Annotated in this window: 11 protein-coding genes; all 11 read left to right on the forward strand. The window is 69.9% G+C overall.

Features of this window, described 5'->3' with window-relative positions; genetic code table 11:
* Positions 1 to 19: 19 nt before the first annotated feature.
* The 11 genes from AAW51_RS05765 (at position 20) to AAW51_RS05815 (ending at position 12,763) form a co-directional block, all read left to right on the forward strand.
* Positions 20 to 496, forward strand: a complete 477-nt coding sequence (locus AAW51_RS05765) for a hypothetical protein (RefSeq protein WP_047193845.1) — start codon at positions 20 to 22, stop codon at positions 494 to 496.
* Positions 497 to 589: 93 nt separating this feature from the next.
* Positions 590 to 2,524, forward strand: coding sequence for a TOL_0244 family TonB-dependent receptor (locus AAW51_RS05770; protein ID WP_083438103.1), 1,935 nt, complete (start codon positions 590 to 592; stop codon positions 2,522 to 2,524).
* Positions 2,512 to 3,132 (forward strand): TOL_0243 family YfiR-like periplasmic protein, encoded by a 621-nt coding sequence (locus AAW51_RS05775; protein ID WP_047193846.1) that lies wholly within the window; start codon positions 2,512 to 2,514, stop codon positions 3,130 to 3,132. Before AAW51_RS05770 ends, AAW51_RS05775 begins: the two co-directional genes overlap by 13 nt.
* Complete coding sequence (locus AAW51_RS27880) at positions 3,132 to 5,054, forward strand: sensor histidine kinase, YfiR-like protein-associated (protein WP_053013366.1); 1,923 nt, start codon at positions 3,132 to 3,134, stop codon at positions 5,052 to 5,054. The genes AAW51_RS05775 and AAW51_RS27880 overlap by 1 nt, the downstream gene beginning before the upstream one ends.
* A gap of 113 nt (positions 5,055 to 5,167) precedes the next feature.
* The gene (locus AAW51_RS05785) at positions 5,168 to 5,692 is read left to right on the forward strand and encodes a hypothetical protein (protein ID WP_047193847.1); all 525 of its coding nucleotides are present in this window, start codon (positions 5,168 to 5,170) and stop codon (positions 5,690 to 5,692) included.
* A 16-nt stretch (positions 5,693 to 5,708) separates the two neighbouring features.
* On the forward strand, positions 5,709 to 6,206 hold the full coding sequence (locus AAW51_RS05790) for a DUF421 domain-containing protein (protein ID WP_047193848.1): 498 nt from the start codon (positions 5,709 to 5,711) through the stop codon (positions 6,204 to 6,206).
* Between the two features lie 50 nt (positions 6,207 to 6,256).
* Positions 6,257 to 7,273 (forward strand): SDR family oxidoreductase, encoded by a 1,017-nt coding sequence (locus AAW51_RS05795; protein ID WP_047193849.1) that lies wholly within the window; start codon positions 6,257 to 6,259, stop codon positions 7,271 to 7,273.
* 67 nt (positions 7,274 to 7,340) lie between these two features.
* A complete protein-coding gene (locus AAW51_RS05800) occupies positions 7,341 to 8,261 on the forward strand; it encodes an isoaspartyl peptidase/L-asparaginase (protein ID WP_047193850.1) in 921 nt (306 codons plus the stop codon).
* Between the two features lie 71 nt (positions 8,262 to 8,332).
* Positions 8,333 to 9,256 (forward strand): cyanophycinase, encoded by a 924-nt coding sequence (locus AAW51_RS05805; RefSeq protein ID WP_083438105.1) that lies wholly within the window; start codon positions 8,333 to 8,335, stop codon positions 9,254 to 9,256.
* Positions 9,253 to 11,949 carry a cyanophycin synthetase gene (gene cphA / locus AAW51_RS05810; protein WP_047193851.1) on the forward strand — a complete coding sequence of 899 codons (2,697 nt, stop codon included), beginning with the start codon at positions 9,253 to 9,255 and terminating at the stop codon, positions 11,947 to 11,949. The genes AAW51_RS05805 and cphA overlap by 4 nt, the downstream gene beginning before the upstream one ends.
* Before the next feature lie 10 nt (positions 11,950 to 11,959).
* Positions 11,960 to 12,763, forward strand: a complete 804-nt coding sequence (locus AAW51_RS05815; RefSeq protein ID WP_047193852.1) for an SIR2 family NAD-dependent protein deacylase — start codon at positions 11,960 to 11,962, stop codon at positions 12,761 to 12,763.
* Positions 12,764 to 12,768 lie beyond the last annotated feature (5 nt).

Consider the following 12,768-nt stretch of genomic DNA (forward strand, 5'->3'; position numbering starts at 1 on the left):
CAATCCTACTGGAGCAGATATGAACCGTTCGCCTGGCCCGCTGGTGCGTGCCGCCCTGACAGGAAGTGTGGCCAGCGTGGTGTCCGGGGTGGCGCTGGCGCTGTGCGGCCGCGCCGAAGGGGAGGCACCGCTCGCCCCCGTCAACGCCCCAAGCCACTGGGTCTGGGGCGACGAAGCGCTCAGGCACGATGGAGCGAGCGCTCGCTACACCGCCACCGGCTACCTCATCCACCACTTGTCGTCGGTGTGGTGGGCGGCTGCCTACGAACGGTGGGCGCCCAGCCGGCGCAGCCCGACGGCATCGAGCGCCGTCGCGCTGCGGGACGCCGCCGCTGTGGCGGCCTTGGCGGCCTGGGTCGATCTGCGCGTGGCACCACGACGCTTCACGCCCGGGTTCGAACGCCGGTTGTCTGCCCCCAGCCTGTGGCTGGTGTATGGCAGCTTCGCCGCCGGCCTGCTGCTGGCGGCGAAGCTGATGGGCCCGCGTCCTCGCTGAAGCGTGCCGTGGCCGGGGCAAGCCGTCTTGCAGGGTCGGCCACGCCGCTGACGCAAAGGCTCGATACCATCGCAAGATCTGTTGTACCTTCCCATGCTCGCTCACCGTCACCCCCGTCTGATGAAGATGTCGAGCCGACTGCGCAGCGCGGCGGTGTCACTGGCCTGCACGGTCCTCTGCAATCCCGTGCTGGCGCGCGCCAGCGACCTGGCCGACCTGTCGCTCGAACAGCTGGCCCAGGTGGTCGTGACCTCCGCGTCACGGCGCCAGGAGCCGCTCGCCGGCGTCAGTGCATCGATGTTCGTCATCACGGCCGACGACATCCGCCGCTCGGGCGCCACCAGTCTGCCGGAAGTGTTGCGGCTGGCGCCCAATCTCGACGTCGCGCGCCACGACAGCAGCCAGTACGCCATCAGCGCACGCGGCTTCAACAACCTGCTGGCCAACCGCATGCTGGTGATGATCGACGGGCGCACGCTGTACACGCCCTTGTTCTCGGGGGTGTTGTGGGAGGCCCAGGACCTGATGATCGAAGACATCGAGCGCATCGAGGTCATGAGCGGACCCAGCGCGGCGCAGTGGGGGACCAACGCGGTCAACGGCGTGATCCACATCCTCACGCGCAATGCACGCGAGACCCAGGGCCAGCTCGCCACCGCCTATGCGGGGCACCAGGGTAGCGGCGTCGCGGCACGCCACGGCGGCCAGTGGCACGAGAACGGCTGGTACCGCGTCTATGCCAAGGCCTACGAGCGGGCCGACAGTGAGGTCGACGGCGGCGCCCGCGCGCACGATGCCGCACAAGGTGTGCAGGCCGGCTTTCGTGCCACCTGGGAGGACGGTGCGCGCACCATGACGCTCCAGGGTGATGCGTACCGCGCGTCACTCGACCAGCAGCCCGGCTCGCGCGAGATTTCTGGCGCCCACCTGCTGGGCCGGTGGCGGCTCGGGCTGGGGGACGGCTCGCACTTGCTGGCGCGCCTTTATCTCGAGCGCACACAGCGTGACCAGCCGGTGCTGTCCCCGCTGCCCGACGATGCCTTCGAAGAAACGCTCGACACCGTCGATGCGGTGGTGCAGTACGCGTTGCGGCCGGCCGGTGCGCACGAGCTGCTGTTCGGCGGCGGCCTGCGGCATGTACGCGACCAGGTCGACAACCCCACCACCTTCGCGTTCGTGCCTACCGCCCGCAACATGACGTGGAGCCGCTTCTTCGCACAAGACCAGATCACGCTGGCACCGGCGCTCACGCTGACGCTGGCGGCCAGTGTCGAGCGCAACCCCTATGACGGCACCGACCTGTTGCCGAGCGCCCGGCTGGCCTGGCGCACCAGCGACCGCACGCTGTGGTGGGCTGCCTTGTCGCGCGCGGCGCGCGCGCCCTCGCGCATCGACCGCGACTACCGCCAGCCGGCGCAGCCGCCTTACCGCTTTCTGGGCGGGCCCGAGTTCCGCTCCGAGCTCTCCGACAGCCTGGAACTGGGCCGGCGCGCGCAGGTCGGCCGCGATATCGGCTATTCGGTGACGGGCTTCGTCCATCGGCACCAACGGCTGCGCAGCATCACCCCGACCCCGGTCGGCGCGCTACTCGAGAACCACCTCGAAGGCTACACGCGGGGGGCCGAAGCTTGGGCTCATTGGCAGGCCGCGCGCGGCTGGAAGGTGAGCGGCGGCGGTGTCGTGCTACGCCAGCGGCTGCGGGTCAGCGAAGGCGCCACCGACCAGGGCGGCCTGGCGGCACTCGGCAATGATCCGCGGCACTGGTGGTCGCTGCGCTCCTCGTACGACCTGCGGCGCGACCTGTATTGGGAGGTGGCGTTGCGGCGCACCGGCGCACGCCCCCAACCGGCTGTGTCGGCCTATACCGCGCTGGACACGAGGCTGGCCTGGCGGCCAGCGGCGGGTGTCGAAGTGGGCCTGTCGGTGCTCAACCTGTTGGGAGCCGAACACGTCGAGTGGCGGTCCTCGAGCGGCGCGGCCAACGAGTGGGACCGCGCCGCGACGCTGATGGTCCGATGGCAGTTGTGAACCGCCCCCGCATCGACCTCGCGCCGCACGGCAGCGCCCGGGGGGCCCGGGCGTGCCCGCGCCGCCGCCGGGTCTTGCATCTCGCGGCACTGACTTTGATCGCCGGCGCCGCGGCCGGGCGGGCGCGGGCGCAAGAGGCGGCGCTGCCGGTCAGCGTGAAGGCCGCCTATCTCTACAAGTTCCTCAGCTATGTCGAATGGCCGCCGGCGGCCTTCGAGGGCGCCGACAGCCCGATCGTGATCGGCGTGCACGGGGCCGACGACGTGCTGGCCGAACTGCGCCAGGTGCTCGCCGGCCGCACCGCGCAGGGGCGACCGCTGGTCAGCCGCCGCGTCGCGCAAGGCGACACGCTGGCCGGCGTGCACGTGCTGTTCCTCGGGCAGGCCAACCCGGCCGATGTCGAGAGCTGGCTGGCACCGTGGCGTGAGCGGCCCATCTTGCTCGTCACGGACAGCGGCCGCGGTCTGGGCCAGGGCAGCATGATCAATTTCGTCCTGGTCGGCGGGCGCTTGCGTTTCGAGGTGTCGTTGCCGGCCGCCGAGCGGTCAGGCCTGAAGCTGAGTTCGCGCATGCTGCAGGTGGCCGAGCGTGTGGTGGGAGTCCGCTGATGCCCGCCAGCACTTCGCTGCGACGCAAGATGCTGCTGGTGGTGCTGACCACCACCTGCGCCGCCTTGCTGCTGAGCGCCACGGCGCTGTTGATCTACGAGCTGCGCAGCTTCCGCACCGCCTGGATCGACGACCTCACCACGCAGGCCGACCTGATCTCACGCTCCAGCGCCCCCGCACTGGCCTTCGACGACATCAAGGCCGCCAGCGAGAACGTCGCGATGCTCAAGCACCGGCCGCAGATCCGCGCCGCGGCCGTCTATGCCCCGGACGGCGACCTGTTCGCCACCTATGCTTCGGTCGCCGACGTGCCGCCGAGCTTCCCGGCCGCGCCGGGCCCGGAAGGGCCGCGCTTCGTCGGCGACCAGATCGAAATCTTCCAGCGCATCGAGCAAAACGGCGAGCTGCTGGGCACCGTGTACCTGCGCGCGCATTACGACGTGACCACCCGGCTGTGGGACTACATGGCCATCCTGGCGGCGGTCACCGGGGCCAGCCTGCTGGTGGCGGCGCTGATCTTCAGCCGCCTCCAGCATGCCGTGACGATGCCGATCCTGGCGGTCGCGGCCGCGGCACGCCGCGTGATGGAAACGCGCGACTACTCGCTGCGGGTGCCCAAGCAAAGTCAGGATGAGGTGGGCGTGCTGGTCGACGCCTTCAACGACATGCTGACCGAGGTGGGCCGTCGCACCCAGGCACTCGAGCGCAGCAACCGCGAGCTGTCGATCGAGATGGAGGAGCGCCAGAAGGCGGAAGCGGCACTGCTGTCGGCTGACCGTCGCAAGGACGAGTTCCTCGCCACGCTCGCGCACGAGCTGCGCAATCCGCTGGCGCCGCTCAGCAACGGCCTCGAGATCCTCAAGCTGGCCGACGCCGACCCGGCCTCGCGGGCGCGGGTGCGCGCCATCATGGAACGACAGCTCAAGCAGATGGTGCGGCTGATCGACGACTTGCTGGAGGTGTCGCGCATCACCACCGGCAAGCTGGCGCTGCGCCGTGAGCGCCTCGATCTGGTCGCGGTGCTGCGCAGCGCCATCGAGATCGTCGAGCCCGCGATGCGGGAGCGGGGCCACGAGCTGAGCACCGCCTTGCCCGACACGCCGGCCTGGGTCGACGGCGATGCGACGCGTTTGTCGCAGGTGTTCGCCAATCTGCTCAACAACGCTGTCAAGTACACAGACCCCGGCGGGCACATCGAGGTGAGCCTGGGGTTGGACGCCGGCCGGGCCACCTTGCGCGTCAGCGACAACGGCATCGGCATCGAGCCCGAGATGCAGGCCGCCATCTTCGAGATGTTCATGCAGGTGGACAAGTCGCTCGAGCGTGGACGGGCCGGGTTGGGCGTCGGCCTGACGCTCGCGCAGCAACTGGTCGAGTTGCACGGCGGCTCGATCTCGGTCCACAGCGCCGGTGTCGGTCATGGCTCCGAATTCATCGTCACCTTGCCGTTGTGTGAGGCACCGGCCCTTCCGGTGCGGCCACCCGGCCCGGTGGAGAGCACCGTAGTCCCGCCCGTCTCGGTGCCGCTGCGGGTGCTGGTCGCCGACGACAACGCCGACTTCGCCAGCAGCCTGGGCAGCATGCTGCAGTCGCTCGGCCATCGTGTCAGCGTCGTGCACGACGGCCGGGCCGCCTTGCATGCGGCGCTGTCGGACCCGCCCGATGTCTGCTTCTTCGACATCGGCATGCCGGGCCTCAACGGCTATGACCTGGCGGCCCGGCTGCGCGCCCACGAGGCGACCCGGACGCTGGTGCTGGTGGCCGTGACCGGCTGGGGCCAGGAGAGCGACCGTGAACAGGCACGCCGGGCGGGTTTCGACCACCACCTCGTGAAACCGATCGAACTCGCGCAGGTGGTGCCGGTGCTGGAGGCGGCGCGTCAATCGGCACCTCGCTTGGCCCGCTCTCAGGCCGAGTTGTAGCGCCGGGCGAGGCGAGGTCGCACGCTATTTGCTGGCGCTCGGGCAGGTTGCCCCACAGCGCTGTGCATCCTCGTGGCGGCTGGCAGGGGGCACCGAACAGCGAAAGGGACGCCATGACCCCACCCTCCACGGCCACACAGGCCGAACCGCCCGCGCCACCGCCGTTCGACCGGCGTCTGGAACTCGACCGTCTGCAATGGATCGCCTTGCTCGTGCTGTGGCTGCTGCCGATCGCCGGCCTCACCGGCGTGCTGAGCCCGGCCACCCGGTCGGCTGACAGCACGGCCGGCCCGCTGGCGCTGCAGGTGGAATACCCGCACCGCCTGCGCCACAAGACCGCGCTGGCGATGCGCATCACCGTGAAGAACACCGGCAGCGCCGAGCTGGCGCGTGTCACGCTGCGTGTCGACCAAAGCTATCTGCGCGAGTTTTCGGCGGCCCGCTTCGAACCTCAAGCGCAACGCATCGCCGACGACCGCTACGAGCTGGAACTGCAGGCGCTGCGCCCCGGCGAAACCCGCCATTGGGTGGTCGAGTTCGAAGGCGACGACTGGGGACGCTACAGCGGCCATGTCAGTGCCGCCGGGCCCGCTGGCGAGGCCGCCGAGGTCGGCGTGTCGACACTGGTCTTGCCGTGACGCCACAGGAGCTCGCATGGACACGATTTTTCGCGTTGCCGTCATCTATCTGTTCGTGCTGGTCGGGCTGCGGCTGCTCGGCAAGCGCGAGTTCGGCCAGCTGTCGCCGCTCGAGTTGGTGACCTTGCTGATGATTCCCGAAATCGTCTCGCAGGCACTCACCGGCGACGACCATTCGCTCACCAATGCCCTGGTGGGGGCTTCCAGCCTGCTGGCGCTGGTGCTCGTGACCTCGCTGCTGAAGCACCGCTTCCAGCGCCTGGAAGTGGCCATCGAAGGCGAGCCTGCCGTCCTGGTCGCGCAAGGCCGCTTGCGCGAGCGCGCCCTCAACCTGAACCGGGTCTCGCCGGACGAGGTCTACAGCGAGATGCACAAATCGGGGCTGGAGCGGCTGGAACAGGTGCGCTGGGCCATCCTCGAATGCGACGGCCGCATCTCGGTGGTCCCCACCGACGATGCGCGAGCGAAGGTCGGCCTCGAGTCGAACGAGAAGGACCAGAACGCGCTCGGTTGAGCCGCCCGTGTTGCCGCCGCAGCCCTTTCCATCCGAACAGGAGTGCCACGATGGCCCCGTACCTCAAGCCCCTGCCACAGCAGACCCTCGTGATCACCGGCGCCTCCAGCGGCATCGGCCTGGCCACCGCGCGCCGCGCCGCCTTCCTGGGCGCCCGGGTGGTGATCGTCTCGCGCAACCTGCCGGCACTGGAAGATATCGCCCTCGAACTCGATCCGAGCGGGCAACGTGTGCTGCCGGTCGCCGCCGATGTCGGCATCCGGGAAGACGTTGAACGGGTGGCGCAGGCGGCGATCGCGCGTTTCGGGTCTTACGACACCTGGGTCAACAACGCCGGCGTCGCGATCTGGGGCCGCCTCACGGCCGGCAGCGAGGCCGACTACCGACGCTTGTTCGACACCAATTTCTGGGGCACGGTGCACGGCAGCCTCATCGCGGCGCAGCATCTCGCACGCCATGGCGGCGCGTTGATCAACGTCGGCAGCATCACCGGCGACCGCGCCTGGCCGCTGCAGGGCATGTACTGCGCAAGCAAACACGCGATCCAGGGCTTCACCGACTGCCTGCGGATGGAGCTGGAAGAAGCGCGCGCGCCGGTCTCGGTCACGCTGATCAAGCCTGCCGCCGTCGGCACCCCGCTGCTGCGCCACGCCCACAACTACACCGGACGGCCGCCGCAACTGCCGCCGCCGATCTATGCCCCGGAAGAGGTGGCCCATGCGATCCTGCATGCCGCCCAACACCGCGTGCGCGACATCTACGTCGGCGGCGCCGGCCGCATCGCCAGCAGCGTCGGCCACCATGCACCGCGCCTGACGGACTGGATCAGCGAGGCGGCGCTGTTCTCGGCCCAGATGGGCAGCGGCCCTGCCTCGGTCGAGGACAGCAATCTCTACCGCCCGGGCTCGGCAGGAGAGGTAAGGGGCGACCACGGCCGGCGCGAGATGCAAACAAGCTATTACACCCGCGCCAATTTGCGGCCTGCGCTGCCCGACCTGGCGCGCCGCGCGGCCGACTCGGCCGCCACGGCCCTGGCCGAGCGCTGGCGCGGCGGCGGGTCTCGCTGAACGCGGCGCTGGGCACGTCGATTGCAGCACAGGTTTCGCTGATACCGAGAACAGTGGAGACCTTGCGATGCAAGAGAAGAACGGGGTGGCCGTGGTCACGCATGGCGGCTCAGGCAGCCCGAAAGACTGGAGCGACGGCTGCCGCGCAGCGGCGCAGCGAGCACAAGCGCGTGTGACGGGCGGGGGATCAGCATTGGAGGCCGCGGTCGAAGCGGTCGTCGCACTTGAAGACGACGGCCGCTACAACGCCGGCAGCGGCTCCATCCTGTGTCTGGACGGCCAGACCGTGGAGATGGACGCGGGGCTGATGGACAACCGTGGCGCACTGGGTGCGGTGGCTTGTCTGAAGGGCTACAAGAACCCGGTACGAGTCGCGCAGGCCGTCGCCGACACGCCGCACTGGCTGCTGGCGGGAGAAGGCGCCGAGCGGTTCGCCCGCACCTGCGGTTTCGAGACCTACCACGGTGTCAGCCAACGTTCGCGCGACTACCACGCCCAGCTCGTCAAGGCCTTTGCCGACCCGGCCAGCGCCGACCCCGACGACCGCGAAGGCGCCGAGAAGGCCGACACCTTCAAGCGCTTCTGGAACTATGCGATGCCCTGGGATCAAGCGATGAAGGCGCATGGCACCGGCACCGTGGGCGCCGTGGTGCGCGGGCCCGACGACCACTTCGCCGTCGCCACGTCGACGGGCGGCTCGGCTCCTTCGCTGCTCGGGCGGGTGGGCGACACGCCGGTGATCGGCTGCGGTTTCTATGCGGGTGAACACGGCGCCATCGCGGCCACCGGCGTCGGCGAATACATCGTGCGGCAGATGCTGGCGCGCACCGTCTACGAATGGGTCGCGCAGGGCACGCCGCTGCAGCAGGCGCTCGAGCGGGGCATCGGCCTGTTCAGCCGCGACGTCAGCGTGGGCCTGATTGGCGTGACCCGTACCGAAGCGGCCGCGAGCAGCAACCGCAACATGGCGGCCCACGTGCTCAGTTGAGGGCTCCGGCCGGTTCGTCCCAGAGGCGTCACCGGGTTGCCGCAGCAGTACCGACTCCACACCCATCCGTCATGCTCCAAGCAAGTTCCCAGGCCCTTCGGCTGAGCGATGCGGATCTGCCGCGCAGCGCCGCCGGCCACCTGGTCATCATCGGCGGCAACGAAGACAAGGTGCACGACAAGCTGGTGCTGCGCCGCTTCGTCGAGCTGACCGCCCGCCGCGAGCCGAAGATCGTCGTGTTGACCGCGGCGAGCAACTACCACGAGGAGATCTCGGCGGTCTACGACCGCGCCTTCGGCGACCTCGGGGTGACCCAGCGTAAGGCGCTCGCCATCCATTCGCGCGAGGACGCCAACCACCCCGCCGTGGTCGAAGACATCCTCAGCGCCGACGGCATCTTCATGACCGGCGGCGACCAGCGGCGCCTGCTGGCGCTGATCGGCGGCACCGCCGCCTACACCGCGATGCACCGCGCCTTCATCGAGCGGGGCAGCTGCGTGGCCGGCACCAGTGCCGGCGCGTCCGCCATGTCGGCCCACATGATTGCCGAGGGCCAGGGCGACATCCACCCGGAGAAGGGTGTGGTGAGCTTTGCGGTCGGGCTCGGTTTCCTGCAGCGCGCGGTGGTCGACCAGCATTTCTCGGAGCGCCGCCGGCTCGGCCGGCTGATGGCGGTGGTCGCGCAAAACCCCAGCCTGCTGGGCATCGGCATCGACGAGGACACCGCGCTGGTGGTCGAGCGCGGCTCCGGCTTCGAGGTGATCGGCGACGGCGCGGTGACGCTGGTCGATGGCCGCCAGATGTCGTCGAACTTCCTCGACATCGGCGAGCGCGAGCTGATCGAGCTGATCAACGTCCGGCTGCATCTGCTGCCGGCGGGCGCGAGTTACGTCCACCGCGCCGGCACCTGCAGCGACGCGCAGGGCGGCCGCGAGATCAACCCCACGCTGCACGAGATCGTGGACATCCTCTCCAGCAACGAGACCGTCTCATGAAGATCATCGAATGCCGTGTCCTTCGCGGCCCCAACCTGCACGCACGCAAGCCCTGCCTGGAAGCCGTGCTCGATCTCGAAGAGCTCGACGAGGTCGATTCCAACACGCTGCCCGGCTTCGTCGAGCGGCTGGTCGACTGGCTGCCCGGCCTGCACCAGCACCATTGCTCGCCCGGCCACGCCGGCGGCTTCATCGAGCGGCTGCACGAGGGCACCTGGCTGGGTCACGTCACCGAGCATGTGCAGCTCGAGCTGCAGTCGATGGTGGGCCCCGAGGTGCGCTTCGGCCGCACCCGCATGATCCCGGGGCGGCCGCGCTGCTACCGCGTCGTCTGCGCCTACAAGATCGAAGCGGTCGCGGTGCGGGCGCTGCACCATGCGGTGGCGCTGGTGCAGGCGGCCGTCGACGGGCGGGCGTTCGACCTCGAGGCGGCGCAAAGCGAACTGCGGCGCCTGGCGTCGCGGCACGGACCTGGGCCGAGCACCAGTGCCGTCATCGAGGCCGCCGCAGGGCGCGGCATCCCGGTGCTGCCGCTGTCGGACGACGGCGCGCTCTATCAGCTGGGGTGGGGCGCCTTGCAGCGCCGCATCGACGCCACGCTGACCAGCGAGACGCGCCAGGTGTCGGTCGACATCGCCTGCGACAAGGAGCAGACCAAACAGCTGCTCGCGATCGCCGGCATCCCGGTGCCGCGCGGGCGCACCGTCGACACGCTGGAGGCCGCGCTCGAGGCGGCGCGCGAGATCGGCGGCACGGTCACGCTCAAGCCGCTGGGCGGCAACCAGGGCAAGGGCGTGTCGACGCAGGTGAGCACGCCGGAGCAGGTCGCGGTGGCCTTCGAGCGCGCGCAGCACTATGACGGCGACGTCATCGTCGAGCAGACCGTCAGCGGCTACGACCACCGGGTGCTGGTGGTCGGGCGCCGGGTGGTGGCGGTGGCACGTCGGCGCCCGCCGACGGTCGTGGGGGATGGACGCGCGAATATCCGCGAGCTGGTCGACCGCCTCAACGCCGATCCGCGTCGCGGAGAAGGTCACGACAGCGCCTTGACCCTGGTGCCGCTCGACGACAGCGCACGCGACACGCTGGCCACGCAAGGCCTGACCCTGGACAGCGTGCCGCCGGCCGGCACCGAGGTGCGGCTGCGCGGCAACGCCAACCTGTCCACCGGCGGCGTCGCAGAGGACGTGACCGACATCGTGCATCCGTCCACCGCGGCCTTGTGCGTGCGTGCCGCACGCCGCATCGGGCTCGACGTGGCCGGCATCGACGTGGTGTGCGAGGACATCACCCGGCCGCTGGACGAGCAGGGCGGCGCGCTGATCGAGGTCAACGCGGCGCCCGGCATCCGCATGCACGAGTGGCCCTACCGGGGCGAGCCGCGGGCGGCCGGGCGTGCCATCGTCGACTCGCTGTTCGCCCCGCACGAAGACGGCCGCATCCCGCTGGTCGCCGTGACTGGCACCAACGGCAAGACCACGACGGTGCTGGCCATCGACCATGTGTTGCGCGCCACTGGCCGCCGCACCGGCTGCGCCACCACCGAAGGCGTGTTCATCGATGGCCAGCCCATCATGGCCGGCGACTGCTCGGGCTACTGGTCGGCCCAGGCCGTGCTGACCGACCCCGACGTCGAGGCGGCCGTGCTGGAGACCGCGCGCGGCGGCATCCTCAAGCGCGGCCTGGGGTTCGACCGCTGCGACGTCGCGGTGGTGCTGAACATCGCGGCCGACCACCTCGGCCAGGACGGCATCGACACGCTCGAGGACCTGGCGCGTGTCAAGAGTGTGGTGGCCGATGCGGCGACCGGCGCGGTGGTGTTGAACGCCGACGATCCGCATTGCGTCGCGATGACCGAGACGGTGCGGCCCGGCGCCGAAATCCTCTATTTCTCGATGGACCCGCACAACCTCGTGCTGGCCCGTCACCTGCGCGGCGACGGCCGCGCCGTGGTGCTGCGCCAGGGTGTGATCTGGCTGCAGGGCCGCGGCTGGGGGCACCCGGTCATCGAGACCGCGGGCCTGCCGTTCACGTTCGGCGGCAAGGCGCCGCACAACGTCGCCAACGCGCTCGCGGCCGTGGCGGCGCTGGTCGCGCTGCGGCTGCATCCCGACGACATCGCCCGGGCCCTCGCGCGCTTCTCGTGCTCAGCTGAGAGCAACCCGCTGCGCATGAACGTGTTCGAGGTGCGGGGGGTGCGGGTGGTGGTCGACTATGCGCACAACCCGGCCGCCTTCGAGGCCTTGCTCGAGACGGTGCGGCTGTGGCGTGCACCCCGGGTGGTCGGTGTGGTGTCGGCGCCGGGCGACCGGCGCGATGCCGAGCTCGAGGAGGTGGGCGGCATCTGCGCGCGCCACCTCGACGAGATGGTGGTGTTCGAGCTCGACGAGGACCGCGGGCGGCGCCGCGGCGAGACGGCCGAGGTGATCCTGCGCGGCGCCGAGGGTGCGGGTGCGGACCACCAGCCGCGCGAGGCGGTGCTGCCGGTGCGAGAGGCGCTGGCGCGTGCGTTGCAGCGCTGCCGGCCGGGGGACGTGCTGGTCTACGGCTGTGCCGTCGAACTCGACGACCTGTATGCGGCCGCGGCCGGCAGCCAGGTCGAAGAGCTGCCCCCCACCGTTTTTAGCGAGCCGGCCGCGCTGCTGCCGCCCGCGGTGCCGCGTGGCCAGGGGGCGGGTGCGATGGCCCTGTGAGGCGACGGACGTGTCAGGCAAGCTCGAGCAACTGCGCGCTGCCTATCAACAGGGTGAGGTGATCCTGTTCGTCGGCGCGGGGGTTTCGCTGGCGCTCGGCCTGCCGCCGTGGAGCGATCTGATCGATCACATGGCCACGGAACTGGGCTTCGAGCCGGAGGAGTTCCGGCAGTACGGCAGCTATCTGGCGCTGGCCGAGTACTTCCGGCTGCAACACGGCAGCATCGGCCCGCTGCGCAGCTGGATGGACCGCGAGTGGCACGCCCAGCAGATCCGCGTGAAGGACTCCAAGGTGCACGAGATGATTGTCCATGGCGGCTTCGACATCATCTACACCACCAACTACGACCGCTGGATCGAGAACGCCTTCGACCACTACGGCAAGGACTACGTCAAGATCGTCAGCGTGGCCGACCTCGCGCGCATCCGCACGGACGTGCCGCAGATCGTCAAGTTCCACGGCGATTTCGAGAACGACGAGTCGATCGTGCTCGACGAGACCAGCTATTTCCGCCGGCTCGAATTCGAGTCGCCACTCGACATCAAGCTGCGCGCCGACGTGTTGGGCCGCTCGGTGCTGTTCATCGGCTACAGCCTGGCCGACATCAACATCCGCTACCTGTTCTACAAGCTGGCCCAGCTGTGGAAAGCCTCGGTGCCCGGTTTGCCGCAGCCGAAGTCCTACATCTTCTCGCCGCAGCCCAACCCCGTGCAGGAGGCAGTCCTGGCGCAATGGGGCATCGAGATGCTGACGATCGACGGCAAGGAGCCGTCGAAGGCGCTGCAGCAGTTTCTCGAATCAGTGATGGGCTGACGGGC

Origin of the sequence: Caldimonas brevitalea, assembly GCF_001017435.1 — a bacterium.
GTDB classification, from domain to species: Bacteria; Pseudomonadota; Gammaproteobacteria; order Burkholderiales; family Burkholderiaceae_C; genus Caldimonas; species Caldimonas brevitalea.